We start from the raw sequence: 14,820 nt of genomic DNA, 5'->3' as shown, positions 1-14,820 counted from the left end.
TAAGACAGTTGCTCCCACATTTTGATCCCGGTTGAGTCAGATACTTTGGCGCAGCCGGGCCAAATCCCGCAGCGGCGGTGCCCCGAACAACCGGCTGTATTCCCGGCTGAACTGCGACGGGCTCTCATACCCTACCCGATACCCCGCTGCCGACGCCTCCAGCCCTTCGGCAATCATCAATCGCCGCGCCTCCTGCAACCGTAACTGCTTCTGGTATTGCAGCGGACTCATCGCCGTAATCGCCTTGAAGCGATGGTGCAAGGTCGAAACACTGAGGTTCACTTCCCTGGCCAGGTCATCAATGCGCAGCGGTTGTTCGAAGTTACCGTTCAACCATTTGATGGCCTGACTCACGCGATGGCTCTGACTGTTGGCCACGGCGATTTCATACAGTCGATAACCCTGCGGGCCACGTAACAACCGATAGAGAATCTCGCGGTTGATGAGTGGCGCGAGCATGGCGATGTCTTTCGGTGTGTCCAGCAGGCGCGCCAGGCGCAACACGGCGTCGAGCAGTTGGTTGTCGATGCGGTCAACGTACATGCCACGCGATGTCGGCCTGGAGGGCACGCCCATCGGGCCTGCCTCGGCGATCAATGCGGTGAGCTGGGCCGGGTCGATATTGATGCGCACCGACAGGTTGGGGTCTTGCGGTGTGGCGTCGATGATCCGCCCGGCGACGGGCATCGCCACCGAAAACACCAGATAATTGAGCGGGTCGTAGGCAAAGATCTCGTCGGCCAGGCGCACTTCCTTGCTGCCGCTGGCCAGAATGCACAGGGCGGGTTCGACCAGCACCGGCATGAAATCGCGCGGGGTGTTGTGGCGGTTCAGATACAGCGAGGTAATTGCCGTGCCGTAGGAGCCATCTTCCCAGGTATGACGGTGAACAATGCTGGCCAGCTCGGCGCGTTGTTTTTCCATCTCGGCATCGAGGGGCATTGGCTTGGTTTCGGGCGACGACATGGGGCGTCCTCTACTGACTGCTTTGATGGGCCCAGCTTAGCGGCGGCTTTTCAAAAGGTGTTACTTCGATTCTGCACAATCCTTGCCTGATCCTGCGATAAGGCGTGAATCAGGCAAGTGCAGGGCCTGTCATGTGCCTGAAACACTGAGTGTGCGGTTGGAATAAATCCCTGGGGCCAGACGTCTTATCTACGCTTCTCGCAGGATTGTGCAATAAGCCTGCAGGAATCGACTAACTGCGCCCATCTTCGCGCCGCTATCTTTGATCCTGTGGCAACACGCCCTCACAGTGCTTGCCGAGCATCACTTCTCAACGGGAGAGTCGAACATGTCCACCCCCATTCCCGCGAGCCATATGGCCTTTATCCGTGCCCGTACCGGGTGCAGCACCGAACTCGGTGCACGCTTGAGCAGTTTGATCGAACCGGGCCGTCAGGCTCAGGGTTGCCTGCAATTCTCGTTGCAGCATTCCCAGGTCGATCCCGATGTATGGCTGGTCTCGGGCTTCTGGAGCAGCGAGCAGGCGATGAGTGCCTACTTCAGTTCCCCTGCCTTGATGATCTTTACTGAGCTGTTGAACGACATGGTGGTGCGCAGCATGGACTTCCAGACCTTCACCGACGCATCCGCCGCCCATGCTTACGGTGAGTACCTGCAACTGGCCGGTTAGCGGTTAGAATGGCCGACTTTTCATTGGCCAGGACCTGCAACATGGCACGTAAACAATTTGCCCATCACGAAGCCGTTTCTGCATTAGTGCGTGAAGAAGAGGGTGGCTACAGCGCCGCCGTCGCCGTCAAGGCGCTCGATGGCATGGGCGCCCCGCAGTTTCACAAGATCCTGGATGGCCAGACCTTCAAGACCGCCTCCGACGCCGACGATGCAGCGACGCTGCAACTTGAATGTCTGGTTGATGTGGACGAAGACGGTCAGTTGACTTGGGCAACGGCCGCAAGCTGAAGCCGAACACTTTATATCGCTCAACAGAAATCAAATGTGGGAGCCGGGCTTGCCCGCGATAGCGCAGTGTCAGCCACCCGATCAGTTGGCTGTCACGCCCTCATCGCGGGCAAGCCCGGCTCCCACAGGGTTTTGTTGTGTGTGTTGGGCAGTGAATCAGCGCGGGCGATGCATCTTGAACAACGCCTCCGGTCCCAACTGGAAATAATCCGCCGGGCCACCGCCGCGCAAAATCGGCTCAGCGGCCGCCGTGTCGTAAACCCCATCCTTGAGCAGCCACTTGGCAATGTGCACGGCAACCACCTCACCGAGCACCAGCCAGCTAGGCACCAACCCCTTGTCGGCACGCTGCAGTTGAATGATCTGCGTCACCTTGCATTCAAACGACACCGGGCTTTCGCCCACCCTTGGCACCGCGACGATTTTCGAGGCCACCGGCGTCAGGCCGGATAACTCGAATTCATTCACGTCCGGCGATACGGCCGCGCAGCTCTGGTTCATCTGCTCGGCCAGCGGGCGGGTGGCCAGGTTCCACACAAATTCGCCGGTCTGTTCGATGTTGTTCAGGCTGTCTTTGCGCCCGACACTGGAAAACCCAATGATCGGCGGGATGTAGTTGAACGCATTGAAAAAACTGTAGGGCGCCAGGTTCAGGCGGCCAGCGGCGTCGTGTGACGAGATCCAGCCGATCGGCCGTGGGCCGACAATCGCGTTGAACGGATCATGGGGCAGGCCGTGGCCGTTGGCGGGTTCGTAGAAATGGATATCGTCGGACATGGGCCAGGGTTCCTGCTGCGCGTTGGAGGAGGCCGTCATAGTGCAATCCAGAGCGATGAATTTCCATCGTGCGTATGGAATTTTCATTGATTGCCCACCTATTTTTCACAGCCCCGCGTTCAGTCTGCGCGCCAGGTCGGCACCCCTTTAAGTCGGCTGATTGAAAGACTGAGCTTCGGAGCCCTTCTCGCACATGAACAAACTTCCTCAGATCACCCTGGCGTTCTGGGTCATGAAAATCTGCGCAACGACCCTGGGCGAAACCGCCGGGGATTTGCTCTCGATGACCCTTAACGTCGGCTACGCCATCAGCTCGATGATCCTGATCAGCGTGTTTCTCGTCACGCTGCTGACACAGCTCTGGTCGAAAACCTACAACCCGGTGCTGTACTGGATCGTGATCCTGTCCACCAGCACGGCCGGCACCACCATGTCGGACTTTATGGACCGCACGTTGGGCCTGGGCTATGCGGCAGGGTCGATGATCCTGATCGTGATCCTGATGATCATCTTTGCACTGTGGCGCTTGAGCGGCGACTCGCTGAACGTGAACAAGGTCCAGACCTTTCGCGGCGAGCTGTTTTACTGGATGGCGATTCTGTTTTCCAACACCTTGGGCACCGCGTTGGGCGACTTCCTGGCGGACGATTCGGGGTTGGGCTTTGCCGGTGGCGCCTTGCTGATCGGCTCGGCGATTGCGGTGGTGGTCGCACTCAAATACTTCACACAGATATCGTCAGTGCTGCTGTTCTGGGTGGCATTTGTACTGACCCGCCCGTTTGGTGCGACCCTGGGCGATTTTCTGACCAAACCCTCTGAAAAGGGCGGGCTGGATTTCGGCACCGTTGGCTCATCGGCGGTGCTGGCGGCAGTGCTGGTGGTGATGATTGCCGGGGCGGCATATGCGCAGCGTCGGTATGGGCGTAGCGCATTAGCGGACGTTTCCTGAAACCAAATGTGGGAGCGGGCAAGCCAGCTCCCACATTTTTTACCGCGCTAAACCCTTAGTCGGTGGTGATGCGCGAGTGTTTACGGGTGTCTTTCATGGTCACGTAAACCACCAGCGACACCGCGATACACGCGGTCACATACCAGTAGTAACCCGTCTCCATGCCGATGTTCTTGAACCACAGCGCAATCACTTCAGCCGTACCGCCGAAGATCGAAACGGTCAGCGCATACGGCAGGCCCACGCCCAGCGCACGGATCTCGGTTGGGAACAGTTCAGCTTTCACCACCGCGTTGATCGAGGTATAGCCGCTGACGATGATCAGCGCCGCCATGATCAGGAAGAACGCACCCCACCAGCTTTGGATGGTGTGCAGGGTGGTAAGGATTGGCACGGTGAACAGCGTGCCGAGGATGCCGAAGGCGATCAGGATCGGCCGGCGGCCAACCTTGTCCGACAGCCCGCCAACCAGCGGTTGCAGGCACATGAACAGGAACAGTGTGGCGGCCGAAATGGTGGTGGAGTCGGAGATGCTCATGCCGACCGTGTTCACCAGGTATTTCTGCATGTAGGTGGTGTAGGTGTAGAAGGCCAGGGTGCCGCCCATGGTCAGGCCGACCACGGTCATCACTTCCTTGGGGTGACGCATCAAGGTGCGCATTGCGCTTTCCTTGGCTTTTTCCTTTTTGGTGAACGACTCGGTTTCTTCCATGCCGCGACGCAGGAACAACGCGACCACTGCGCACAGCGCGCCGATGGCGAACGGGATGCGCCAGCCCCAGGCATACAGCTGCTCGGTGGTCAGGGTTTGTTGCAACACGATCAACACGGCAAGGGCGATGAGCTGGCCGGAGATCAGGGTCACGTACTGGAAGCTGGAGAAGAAACCGCGACGCTCCTTGGTCGCCATCTCACTCAGGTAAGTGGCCGAGGTGCCGTACTCGCCACCGACCGACAGGCCCTGAAGCAAACGTGCAAATACCAGCAGGATCGGCGCGCCGATACCGATGGTGTCGTAGCCCGGCGTCAGCGCGATCAGCAGCGAGCCGAAGCACATCAGCAATACCGAGAACATCAGCGCAGCCTTGCGCCCTTTGTAGTCGGCATACAGGCCCATCAGCCAGCCACCGATCGGGCGCATGATAAAGCCCACGGCAAAGATGGCAGCGGTGTTCATCAACTGAGCGGTGGAGTCACCGGCGGGGAAGAAGGTCTTGGCGAAGTACAGCGAGAAAGCGGCGTAGACGTACCAGTCGTACCATTCGACCATATTGCCGACGGAGCCACTGAAGATCGATTTGATACGGCTGGTAGTGGTGCGCTCTTTAGCCGGCGCAGCCGCCGACCCCAGAGGCAGGGCGTTGGAGTTATCCATTGAAGGATCCTTCATCTAGTTGTTTTTATGGAGCCGCACGAACGCAGCCTGGTTTGGGCTATAGCAGGAGCTGTGCCAAACAGATGAAGGCCCGGAATAGAAGGGTTACAAGATTTTTTTGAGCGGAAAGTCGCTGATGATTATTGGGTGGTGAGCGGAAATCCGCTTATGGCTGCTGGCCTCATCGCAGGCAAGCCAGCTCCCACAGGAATGCGCATTCCAACTGTGGGAGCTGGCTTGCCTGCGATAGCGTCTTCGAAAACGCCATCGAAAATAGCTAAAGAAACATCTCCCGCACCAACCCATGCCGCTGCATCTTTTCATTCAAGGTACGGCGCGGCAGTTGCAGCTCGGCCAACACCGCCTTGATATCGCCTTTGTGCCGCGTCAACGCAGCCTTGAGGCAATGCGCTTCGAACGCTTCCTGTTGCGCCGCCAGGGATTGCCCGGCCTCGACGCCTTCCGGCTCAGGTTCACCCAGGCCCAGCACTTGGCGTTCGGCGACGTTGGCCAGCTCGCGCACATTGCCCGGCCAGTCGTGGCTGAGCAGGCGCCCCAGTTGCGCGCCGCTCAACGGCTCGACGTTGCGGCCCAGGCGCTCGGCGGCGCTTTGGGCGAAGTGGTCGAACAACAGCGGGATATCTTCGCGGCGCTCGCGCAACGGCGGCAGGCGCAGTTGTGCGACGTTCAAACGGTACGCCAGGTCTTCGCGAAACCGCCCGGCGCGGGCCTCTTCGAGCAAGTCGGGCTTGGTGGCGGCAATGATGCGCAAGTCCACATGGATACTTTGGTTGGAGCCCAGCCGCTCCAGTTTTTGCTCTTGCAGCACCCGCAACAATTTGACCTGCTGGGCCAGCGGCATGCTTTCGATTTCATCCAGGAACAGCGTGCCGCCGTGGGCATATTCCAGCTTGCCGATGCGCTTGCCCTGGGCGCCGGTGAACGCGCCGCTTTCGTGGCCGAACAGCTCGGCTTCAAACAGCTGCTCGGGGATGGCCGCGCAGTTGAGCGCGACAAACGGCTTTTTTGCCCGTGGGCCAAAATCATGCAGGCAACGGGCGACCAGTTCCTTGCCGCTGCCGGTTTCGCCACGGATCAGCACATTGACCGGCAAGCTGGCCAGGTCCAGCACTTGCCGGCGCAGGGTCTGCAAACCACGGGACACGCCGAGCAGGCTCGATTCCAGCTGCGCCCGATGGTCGGCCTGTTGATGCAGGCGACGGTTCTCCAGGATCAACCCGCGTTTATCCAAGGCGCGGCGCAGGCTGTTGAGCAGTGCGTCCGGGCTGAAGGGTTTTTCCAGAAAGTCGTAGGCACCGTCGCGCATGGCTTCCACGGCCATCGGTACATCGCCATGGCCGGTGAGCAAGATCACCGGTAAGTCGGCGTCACGCCGCTGCACTTCGGCCAGCAGCTCCAGGCCGCTGAGGCCGGGCATGCGCACGTCGCTCAAAATGACGCCAGGAAAGTCTTTGGGCAGCTGTGCCAGGCATTCTTCGGCGCGACTGAACAACTGCACTTCGAATCCCGACAGGCTCAACCACTGCTCGACGGCGGTGCGAATACTCGCCTCGTCATCCACCACAATCACTGCGTTCAACATAGGTCGGGTGTCTCCAGCGCGATGGGCAAGGTCAGGGTAAATACCGCGCCGTCGCCACGGTTACCGGCGAGCAGGCGCCCACCCAGTTCATGCACGATGGCATAGGACACGGCCAACCCCAAGCCAAGGCCGTCGCCCACGGGTTTGGTGGTGAAAAATGGATCGAACACGCTGTTCAAATGGGCTTCGGCAATCCCGCCGCCGCTGTCGCTGACGCTCAGTTGCCACAGCTGTTGGTCGGCGTGCAGGCGGATTTCCAGGCGTTTGCGCGGTTTGTCGGCCATGGCGTCCAGCGCATTGCGTAGCAGGTTGATCAGCACTTGCTCCAGGCGGATCGCGTCACCGCGCACCCAGGCGGGGCGGCTCAGGTCCAGCACCACACCAATGCTTTCATCGCGCAGGCGGGCGTCGAGCAGGTGCAAGGATTGGTCGACCACCGTGGCCAAATCCAGCCGTTCGCGCAGGCCGCTGGGGCTCTTGCGGGCGAAGGTCTTAAGGTGGCTGGTGAGCGCCGCCATGCGCGTGAGCATGTCGTCCAGCGGGGTGAGCGCCTTATAGGCATCGTCCACGCGGCCGTGATCGAGCAGCAGGCGCAAGGTCGCCAATTGCATGCGCTGGGTGGTCAGCGGCTGATTGATCTCATGGGCGAGGGCAGCGGACATTTGCCCCAAGGCCGCCAGCTTGGCCGACTGCACCAGGCCATCCTGCGCGGTGCGCAACGCCTGGGTGCGTTCTTCGACAAGCTGTTCAAGCTCCTCGCGGCTGCGTTGGCGCAAACGGGCCAGGCGCCAGCGTTGGTTCAGGAACAGCAGCAGGAACACCAGCGCCAGCCATGAACCGGCGGCGGCAAGGCCAGCGTTGCGTTGGTCTTCAAAGGCGAATTGCGGTTTGCGCAGCAAGTGCAAGGTCCAGCCTTCGGCTTTCAGCGGCAGGGATTCCCAGATGTAATTGGCGTTGCCGTCGGGGCCGTTGACACGCATCAGATGGCTGTTTTCGTCAAAACGCTGCAATGTCTGGGTGTCCAGCGGCTGCAGCTGTTTTTTGTCGTATTGGCGAGTTGCCTTGAGTTCGGCAAGGTCGCTCGCCGACAACGGACGCAAGTTGCGGAAACGCCAGCCCGGCTGATTGGCGATAAACACGATGCCACGCGCATCGCTGACCAGCAGCAGGTCATTACCTTGGGCCCATTCGCGCTCAAGTTCGGGGAACTCCAGCTTCACCACCATGGCGCCGAGGAACTGTTCGTGCTCATCGACCACGGCGCTGGAGAGGAAATAACCCGGAATGCCGGTGGTCACCCCCACCGCATAAAAACGCCCGGTTCCCTGGCTCAAGGTCTGGCTGAAATACGGGCGAAACGCGTAGTTGTGCCCGACATAACTGCTGGGCAGGTTCCAGTTGCTGGCGGCCACGGCCAGACCGTTACGGTCCATCAATTCCAGAGTGGAAGACTGCGCGGCACCGTTGATGCGTTCCAGCTTGCGGTTGAGCAAGTCCTGGGTGGCGGTGTCCAGCGGGGCTTTAAGGGCGCTGATCATTTCCGAATCCAGCGCCAGTACGGCGGGCAGGGCACGGTAACGTTCAATCAGGGTATGCAGTGAGTTGGCATAGAGCGCCAGTTGTTGATTGGCGCGAGCGGCGTCATCCACCAAGGCCTGGCGTTCGGCATGGCGGGTGGCCAAGGCGGCGGCCAGCACGGCGCCGGCGATGATCAACAGCGAGTAGAAAGTCAGTCGCAGGGGGCGAGGGATCACGATCATACGGTGATGAACAGGCGCGGTAAGGGGCAAGCACCATAGCATGAGCCGCCGCAAACTTGTGGCACGTGGAATTTCTGTGGGAGCAGGCAAGCCAGCTCCCACATGACCGAGTTCGCCATAAAAAAGGCGACTGGGCCGTGGGGCCGCAGTCGCCTTTTTCCTTGCGGGGAAGTGCTTACTGCACTTCGACCGCCAGGCTTTCACTGATCTTCTTCTGCCAGATGGCAGGACCGGTGATGTGTACGGATTCGCCCTTGCTGTCCACCGCAACGGTGACCGGCATGTCTTTGACGTCGAACTCGTAGATCGCTTCCATGCCCAGTTCGGCAAATGCGACAACGCGCGACTTCTTGATGGCTTGCGCCACCAGGTAAGCTGCGCCGCCCACGGCCATCAGGTACACGGCCTTGTGGTCCTTGATCGCTTCGATCGCAGTCGGGCCGCGCTCGGATTTGCCGATCATGCCCAACAGGCCGGTTTGCTCGAGGATCTGACGGGTGAACTTGTCCATCCGCGTGGCCGTGGTCGGGCCAGCCGGGCCAACCACTTCTTCGCGCACCGGATCAACTGGGCCGACGTAGTAGATGAAGCGACCCTTGAGGTCCACCGGCAGGGTTTCGCCCTTGTTGAGCATCTCGACCATACGCTTGTGAGCAGCGTCGCGGCCGGTGAGCATCTTGCCGTTGAGCAACACGGTTTCGCCCGGCTTCCAGCTTTGTACTTCTTCCGGGGTCAGGGTGTCGAGGTTGACGCGGCGGGCCGACGGGCCGGCTTCCCAGACGATTTCCGGGTAGGCGTCCAGCGGTGGTGCTTCCAGCGATGCCGGGCCTGAACCATCGAGCACAAAGTGTGCATGACGGGTGGCGGCGCAGTTGGGGATCATGCACACCGGCAGCGAGGCTGCGTGGGTCGGGTAGTCCATGATTTTCACGTCGAGCACGGTGGTCAGGCCACCCAGGCCCTGGGCGCCGATGCCCAGTTGGTTGACCTTCTCGAACAACTCCAGGCGCATCTCTTCGATACGGTTCTGCGGGCCGCGCTTTTTCAGCTCGTGAATGTCGATGGACTCCATCAACACTTCCTTGGCCATTACCGCAGCTTTCTCGGCGGTGCCGCCGATGCCGATGCCGAGCATGCCCGGTGGGCACCAGCCGGCGCCCATGGTCGGAACGGTCTTGAGCACCCAGTCGACGATCGAGTCGGACGGGTTGAGCATGGCCATTTTCGACTTGTTCTCGGAACCGCCGCCCTTGGCTGCCACGTCCACTTCCACGGTGTTACCCGGGACGATGGAGTAGTGGATTACGGCCGGAGTGTTGTCCTTGGTGTTTTTACGCGCACCGGCCGGGTCGGCCAGGATGGAAGCACGCAGGACGTTCTCCGGCAGGTTGTAGGCGCGACGCACGCCTTCGTTGATCATGTCGTCCAGGCCCATGGTGGCGCCGTCCCAACGCACGTCCATGCCCACGCGCACGAACACGGTAACAATACCGGTGTCCTGGCAGATCGGGCGATGGCCGGTGGCGCACATGCGCGAGTTGATCAGGATCTGGGCGATGGAGTCACGGGCTGCCGGCGATTCTTCACGCAGGTAGGCTTCGTGCATGGCCTGGATGAAGTCAACGGGGTGGTAGTAGGAAATGAATTGCAGGGCGTCGGCAACGCTCTGAATCAGGTCGTCTTGCTTGATCACGGTCATGAGTCGCGCTCCTCTATAAGGGAACATTCAATAAAGGTGGCTTCAGTGTTGCATCGGTCGGCTGAAACCACCTTTCCAAGGCACGCCACAGTGGTGCAAGGCGCGACGCTAAAAAGGCGCGGCAGTATAACCCGACGCGGTGGCCGATACACCCGACTATGGTCAAACTGTCGCAGGCATGATTCCCTGTGCCGGTCCCTTCTGATTGAGCCTTTATATGCCTGAACTGCACGTCGGCGAACGCCACTGGTCGGTAGCCACCGGCAGCAACCTGCTGGATGCCTTGAATCTGGCGGGTGTGGCTGTGCCCTACAGTTGCCGGGCGGGCAGTTGCCATGCGTGCCTGGTGCGTTGCCGGGGTGAGGTCGATGATAAGCAACCCGATGCCCTGAGCCCGGCGCAGCGCCAGGACGGTTGGCGTTTGGCTTGCCAGTGTGAAGTTGTCGCAGATTTACAGGTTGAAGCATTTGACCCACTGCACGATGGTTTGCCCGCGCAAGTGGTGGGCGTCGACTGGTTGAGCCCCGAGGTACTGCGCCTGCGCCTGCAACCCGAACGTGGCTTGCGTTATCGGGCCGGGCAACATCTGGTGCTGTGGGCAGGTCAGGTAGCGCGCCCGTATTCGTTGGCCAGCTTGCCGCAGGAAGACCCGTTTTTGGAGTTTCACCTCGATTGCCGCCTGCCCGGCGAATTCAGCGCTATTGCTCGGCAATTACAGGTGGGCGACAGCCTGCGCCTCGGCGAATTACGTGGCGGGGCACTGCAATACGATCCTGACTGGCAATCGCGGCCGCTGTGGCTGCTGGCATCCGGCACGGGGCTTGGGCCGTTATGGGGCGTGCTGCGCGAGGCACTGCGCCAGGATCACCAAGGCGCCATCCGCCTGATTCACCTGGCCCATGATGCCGATGGGCATTATCTGGCCGAACCCTTGGCGCAATTGGCCGCGCTGTACGCGAACCTGACTGTGGAGCTGTGGACGGCGGCTGAGTCGGCCCAGGCATTGGCGCAACTGCGGCTTGTTTCGCGGCAAACTCTGGCCTTACTCTGCGGGCACCCCGCCAATGTCGAAGCGTTTTCCAAACGCCTGTTCCTGGCGGGGTTGCCGCGCAATCAACTGCTGGCTGATATGTTCCTGCCGCGTGGTTGAGCGCTGACTTTTCCAGCCGCGAGATTCGCCATGACCGACGCCATCCTGCTGCAACGCGAAGGCGGGCTGCTGACCCTGCAGCTCAATCGCCCCGACAAGAAAAACGCCCTGACCCGCGCCATGTACACCCAACTGGCCGAGGCGTTGGAGCAGGCTGATGCGGACTCAGGTATCCGTGCGGTGCTGATCCAGGGCAGCAATGAGTGTTTTACCGCCGGCAACGACATAGCCGACTTCCTCGAACAGCCGCCCAGTGATCTGGACAGCCCGCCGTTTCACTTCATGAAAAGCCTGCTCAACTGCCGCAAGCCGGTGATCGCGGCGGTGGCGGGTGCGGCGGTCGGCATCGGTACGACCCTGTTGCTGCATTGCGATCTCGTCTATATCAGTCGCGATGCGCGCTTGCGCATGCCTTTCGTCAACCTGGGGCTGTGCCCGGAGTTTGGCTCCAGCCTGATCCTGCCTCGGCTGCTGGGGCATGCGAAAGCGGCTGAACTGTTGCTGTTGGGCGAAGGCTTTACCGGCGAGCAGGCGGCGGCGTGGGGCATTGCTACTGAGGCGATGGGTAGCGGTGAAGCGGCGCTGGTCAAGGCGCGGGAAGTTGCGCAGCGCTTTGAAACCCTGGCGCCGGGAGCGGTGCAGGTCAGCAAACAGTTGATGAAAAGTGTCGACCGTGAACAGTTGCGGCAGGTGATTGAGGTCGAGGGGGCGTTGTTTGTGCAGCGTTTGAAGTCACCGGAGGCGATTGCGGCGTTGTCGGGGTTTATTGCCCGGCGTTGATGACGCCATCGCAGGCAAGCCAGCTCCCACATTGGAATGCGGTCAACTGTGGGAGCTGGCTTGCCTGCGATGAGGCCCTTTAATTCAACAGATCTCCAGGCCTTTAAATACAAAAAGCCCCGCCATTCACATGGCAGGGCTTTTGTTTTTCAGCGTGTCACTCAGAACTGCGGGTCGCCCACGTGCAGGATCTTCATGCCATTGGTGCCACCGGTGGTGTGGTAGCTGTCGCCCTTGGTCAGGATGACCCAGTCGCCTTTCTCTACGACGCCACGCTTGACCAGTTCGTCGATTGCCTTCTGGCTCACTTCGTTAGGGGCCAACGAAGCTGGATCGAACGGAATGGTGTACACGCCACGGAACAACGCTGCGCGGGCCTGGGCTTCGCGGTGCGGGGTGAACGCGTAGATCGGTACCGACGAACGGATGCGCGACATGATCAGCGGGGTGTAGCCACTTTCGGTCAGGGCAATGATCGCCTTGACGCCCGGGAAGTGGTTGGCGGTGTACATGGCCGCCAGGGCGATGCTCTGGTCGCAGCTTTCGAACACTTTGCCGATGCGGTGGCTGGAGGTCTTGCTGGTCGGGTGCTTTTCGGCACCGACGCAGATACGCGCCATGGCCTGTACGGCTTCCAGCGGGTAAGGGCCGGCAGCACTTTCAGCCGAGAGCATCACGGCGTCGGTGTAGTCGAGCACGGCGTTGGCCACGTCGGACACTTCGGCACGGGTTGGCATCGGGTTCTGGATCATCGACTCCATCATCTGGGTCGCTACGATCACGGCCTTGTTGTGACGGCGTGCGTGCAGGATGATCTTCTTCTGGATACCGATCAGCTCGGCGTCACCGATTTCCACGCCCAGGTCGCCACGGGCAACCATCACAGCGTCGGATGCATTGATCAGGGCATCGAGGGTTTCGTCATCGGCCACGGCTTCGGCACGTTCGATCTTCGCCACCAGCCAGGCAGTACCGCCGGCTTCGTCGCGCAGCTTACGGGCATATTCCATGTCGGCAGCGTCGCGTGGGAAGGACACGGCGAGGTAGTCCACTTCCATTTCGGCGGCGAGCTTGATGTCGGCCTTGTCTTTCTCAGTCAGGGCCGGCGCCGTCAGGCCACCGCCGCGACGGTTGATGCCTTTGTGATCGGACAACGGGCCACCGATGATCACGGTGCAGTTCAGCTCCGTCGAGGTGGCCGTGTCGACGCGCATCACCACGCGGCCGTCGTCCAGCAGCAGTTCGTCGCCGACGCCGCAGTCCTTGACCAGGTCCGGGTAGTCGATACCGACGACTTCCTGGTTGCCTTCGGTCAGCGAATGGCTGGTGGAGAAGGTGAACTTGTCACCGATCTTCAGCTCAATGCGCTTGTTGGCGAATTTGGCGATACGAATTTTCGGGCCTTGCAGGTCACCCAGCAGTGCCACAAAGCGGCCGTGCTTGGCGGCCAGGTCACGCACCAGCTTGGCGCGAGCCTTGTGCTCGTCCGGGGTGCCGTGGGAGAAGTTCAGACGGGCAACGTCCAAACCAGCCAGAATCAGCTGTTCGAGGACTTCCGGCGAGTTACTGGCCGGGCCAAGGGTGGCGACGATTTTGGTACGACGGACGGACATGCACAGACTCCTGAGTTCAAGCGCTGGGGAAGGCTACTATGCTCTTTGGTTGTAGTCATTGTTCGTTTGCACTACTTATCGAAGATTCGCTTGTTTTCGCTCCAATTGAATAGATGAACATCCTTGAAGATTTTCGACGCGGGGTCGATACACTGCTCAAGACAGGAGAACCCCCATGCGAATTTTGCTCATTGCTGCCCTGGCCGTCAGTGTTGTCGGCTGTACCCGCTGGTCGATGGACCATCATTTGAACAACGCTTACCGCGCCTATGGGGTGGGTGACTGCGAGCGTGTCACCCTGGAGTTGTCCCAGGTAGACCGCGAGAGCCGTACCCGTCGGTATGTGCAACCGGAAGTTTCGATGCTGCGCGGGCAATGCCTGGAGCGCCAGAAGCTGTTCGTCGATGCGGTGCAAACCTACCAGTTCATCATCAATCAGTACCCGTCCAGCGAGTACGCCTATCGTGCCCGTGCTCGGCTCGACACCCTGCAGCAACTGGGCCATTACTCCGGCGCGAGTGTCGCGCAGCCACGGCCCGCATCACTTTGATGATATTTGTCATTCCATAGCTGGCCCGTCGCCAGTCTTAAGCTATTCTTTGAATGTCTGTTTGTACAAGTTTATGTTCAATCGGATGGATTGCTTGGGATTGGCAGTTGTAAGGCGATCAAGCGCACGCTGGATTCGCACCAATTTCCAGGGAGAGCGAACATTCAGTGTTCGTTCCGAATAACTGGCGCGGCCACTGATCTGGCCAATGGATGGCGATTTCATCATGTTTACCGACCGAAGGATTGAGCGGCATCAGCTGTCTGGTTTCTTGAAAGTGTTCAACCGGCTGACGGATAAGCCTATTGGCTACTTGGGGAACGTGTCCGAAGATGGGCTGATGTTAATCAGCCAATTACCCATGATGGTTGACGTGGCGTTTGAACTGCGTTTGAAAATCCCTCTGGCAGACGGTGATTTCCAGGCAATTGACCTCACAGCGATGTGCTTGTGGAGCCACGAAGATGTTAACCCGCAGCACTATGACTCAGGGTTTCGCGTGGTCGAAGCGCCTGAGGCATACGGGCACTTGATAAGTGCCTTGTATCATTACTTCACCTTTGATCCTCTGCAGGCTTCCGCCTAGACGTTGCGCGCTGTCGACCCGGCTCGGACGTGGTTAGCCGAGCTTGTGGTCG

14 protein-coding genes are annotated in these 14,820 nt (G+C 60.1%); 7 read left to right on the top strand and 7 right to left on the bottom strand.

Annotated features, from left to right (window positions below; all coding sequences use genetic code 11):
* Positions 1–36: 36 nt before the first annotated feature.
* Positions 37–966 carry an AraC family transcriptional regulator gene (locus tag HX790_RS10310; protein ID WP_017139772.1) on the bottom strand — a complete coding sequence of 310 codons (930 nt, stop codon included), beginning with the start codon at positions 964–966 and terminating at the stop codon, positions 37–39.
* 328 nt (positions 967–1,294) lie between these two features.
* Between HX790_RS10310 and HX790_RS10305 the strand changes: the two genes are divergently transcribed.
* Positions 1,295–1,636 (top strand): antibiotic biosynthesis monooxygenase family protein, encoded by a 342-nt coding sequence (locus tag HX790_RS10305; RefSeq protein ID WP_065930419.1) that lies wholly within the window; start codon positions 1,295–1,297, stop codon positions 1,634–1,636.
* Between the two features lie 8 nt (positions 1,637–1,644).
* Positions 1,645–1,926, top strand: coding sequence for a hypothetical protein (locus tag HX790_RS10300; RefSeq protein WP_169985173.1), 282 nt, complete (start codon positions 1,645–1,647; stop codon positions 1,924–1,926).
* Positions 1,927–2,082: 156 nt separating this feature from the next.
* On the opposite strand, the gene HX790_RS10295 is transcribed toward HX790_RS10300, so the two are convergent.
* Complete coding sequence (locus tag HX790_RS10295) at positions 2,083–2,703, bottom strand: flavin reductase family protein (RefSeq protein ID WP_176991502.1); 621 nt, start codon at positions 2,701–2,703, stop codon at positions 2,083–2,085.
* A gap of 193 nt (positions 2,704–2,896) precedes the next feature.
* Between HX790_RS10295 and HX790_RS10290 the strand changes: the two genes are divergently transcribed.
* The gene (locus HX790_RS10290; protein ID WP_169985169.1) at positions 2,897–3,652 is read left to right on the top strand and encodes a hypothetical protein; all 756 of its coding nucleotides are present in this window, start codon (positions 2,897–2,899) and stop codon (positions 3,650–3,652) included.
* A gap of 55 nt (positions 3,653–3,707) precedes the next feature.
* On the opposite strand, the gene HX790_RS10285 is transcribed toward HX790_RS10290, so the two are convergent.
* The 4 genes from HX790_RS10285 to HX790_RS10270 form a co-directional block, all read right to left on the bottom strand.
* Positions 3,708–5,027 carry an MFS transporter gene (locus tag HX790_RS10285; RefSeq protein ID WP_017139777.1) on the bottom strand — a complete coding sequence of 440 codons (1,320 nt, stop codon included), beginning with the start codon at positions 5,025–5,027 and terminating at the stop codon, positions 3,708–3,710.
* 277 nt (positions 5,028–5,304) lie between these two features.
* Positions 5,305–6,630, bottom strand: a complete 1,326-nt coding sequence (locus HX790_RS10280) for a sigma-54 dependent transcriptional regulator (protein WP_099549377.1) — start codon at positions 6,628–6,630, stop codon at positions 5,305–5,307.
* Entirely contained in the window at positions 6,624–8,390 is a 1,767-nt protein-coding gene (locus tag HX790_RS10275) for an ATP-binding protein (RefSeq protein ID WP_017139779.1), read from the bottom strand. Before HX790_RS10275 ends, HX790_RS10280 begins: the two co-directional genes overlap by 7 nt.
* Before the next feature lie 175 nt (positions 8,391–8,565).
* Positions 8,566–10,089: a fumarate hydratase gene (locus tag HX790_RS10270; protein WP_010208051.1), complete on the bottom strand. Its 1,524-nt coding sequence runs from the start codon at positions 10,087–10,089 to the stop codon at positions 8,566–8,568.
* A 217-nt stretch (positions 10,090–10,306) separates the two neighbouring features.
* Here HX790_RS10270 and HX790_RS10265 point away from each other — a divergent pair, with 217 nt between their 5' ends.
* Both HX790_RS10265 and HX790_RS10260 read left to right on the top strand, forming a co-directional pair.
* Positions 10,307–11,239: an iron-sulfur-binding ferredoxin reductase gene (locus HX790_RS10265; protein ID WP_176991501.1), complete on the top strand. Its 933-nt coding sequence runs from the start codon at positions 10,307–10,309 to the stop codon at positions 11,237–11,239.
* Between the two features lie 30 nt (positions 11,240–11,269).
* The gene (locus HX790_RS10260) at positions 11,270–12,019 is read left to right on the top strand and encodes an enoyl-CoA hydratase-related protein (protein ID WP_099549379.1); all 750 of its coding nucleotides are present in this window, start codon (positions 11,270–11,272) and stop codon (positions 12,017–12,019) included.
* Between the two features lie 161 nt (positions 12,020–12,180).
* On the opposite strand, the gene pyk is transcribed toward HX790_RS10260, so the two are convergent.
* The gene (gene pyk, locus HX790_RS10255) at positions 12,181–13,632 is read right to left on the bottom strand and encodes a pyruvate kinase (protein WP_017139781.1); all 1,452 of its coding nucleotides are present in this window, start codon (positions 13,630–13,632) and stop codon (positions 12,181–12,183) included.
* A 175-nt stretch (positions 13,633–13,807) separates the two neighbouring features.
* Between pyk and HX790_RS10250 the strand changes: the two genes are divergently transcribed.
* A complete protein-coding gene (locus tag HX790_RS10250; RefSeq protein ID WP_017139782.1) occupies positions 13,808–14,182 on the top strand; it encodes a tol-pal system YbgF family protein in 375 nt (124 codons plus the stop codon).
* Between the two features lie 226 nt (positions 14,183–14,408).
* A complete protein-coding gene (locus tag HX790_RS10245) occupies positions 14,409–14,768 on the top strand; it encodes a PilZ domain-containing protein (RefSeq protein ID WP_026013902.1) in 360 nt (119 codons plus the stop codon).
* Positions 14,769–14,820 lie beyond the last annotated feature (52 nt).

The organism is Pseudomonas sp. IPO3747, assembly GCF_013385245.1.
In the GTDB taxonomy this organism is placed as follows: Bacteria; Pseudomonadota; Gammaproteobacteria; order Pseudomonadales; family Pseudomonadaceae; genus Aquipseudomonas; species Aquipseudomonas edaphica.
This window is presented reverse-complemented; position numbering and strand designations above follow the sequence as displayed.

What these genes read in the sequence shown, in the direction of transcription:
- HX790_RS10300 (WP_169985173.1), top strand. Translation starts at nt 1,645, where the DNA reads ATGGCCGACTTTTCATTGGCCAGGACCTGCAACATGGCACGTAAACAA.
- HX790_RS10285 (WP_017139777.1), bottom strand. Translation starts at nt 5,027, where the DNA reads ATGGATAACTCCAACGCCCTGCCTCTGGGGTCGGCGGCTGCGCCGGCT.
- HX790_RS10245 (WP_026013902.1), top strand. Translation starts at nt 14,409, where the DNA reads ATGTTTACCGACCGAAGGATTGAGCGGCATCAGCTGTCTGGTTTCTTG.
- HX790_RS10270 (WP_010208051.1), bottom strand. Translation starts at nt 10,089, where the DNA reads ATGACCGTGATCAAGCAAGACGACCTGATTCAGAGCGTTGCCGACGCC.
- HX790_RS10310 (WP_017139772.1), bottom strand. Translation starts at nt 966, where the DNA reads ATGTCGTCGCCCGAAACCAAGCCAATGCCCCTCGATGCCGAGATGGAA.
- HX790_RS10260 (WP_099549379.1), top strand. Translation starts at nt 11,270, where the DNA reads ATGACCGACGCCATCCTGCTGCAACGCGAAGGCGGGCTGCTGACCCTG.
- HX790_RS10265 (WP_176991501.1), top strand. Translation starts at nt 10,307, where the DNA reads ATGCCTGAACTGCACGTCGGCGAACGCCACTGGTCGGTAGCCACCGGC.
- HX790_RS10275 (WP_017139779.1), bottom strand. Translation starts at nt 8,390, where the DNA reads ATGATCGTGATCCCTCGCCCCCTGCGACTGACTTTCTACTCGCTGTTG.
- HX790_RS10295 (WP_176991502.1), bottom strand. Translation starts at nt 2,703, where the DNA reads ATGTCCGACGATATCCATTTCTACGAACCCGCCAACGGCCACGGCCTG.
- HX790_RS10280 (WP_099549377.1), bottom strand. Translation starts at nt 6,630, where the DNA reads ATGTTGAACGCAGTGATTGTGGTGGATGACGAGGCGAGTATTCGCACC.
- HX790_RS10290 (WP_169985169.1), top strand. Translation starts at nt 2,897, where the DNA reads ATGAACAAACTTCCTCAGATCACCCTGGCGTTCTGGGTCATGAAAATC.
- HX790_RS10250 (WP_017139782.1), top strand. Translation starts at nt 13,808, where the DNA reads ATGCGAATTTTGCTCATTGCTGCCCTGGCCGTCAGTGTTGTCGGCTGT.
- HX790_RS10305 (WP_065930419.1), top strand. Translation starts at nt 1,295, where the DNA reads ATGTCCACCCCCATTCCCGCGAGCCATATGGCCTTTATCCGTGCCCGT.
- pyk (WP_017139781.1), bottom strand. Translation starts at nt 13,632, where the DNA reads ATGTCCGTCCGTCGTACCAAAATCGTCGCCACCCTTGGCCCGGCCAGT.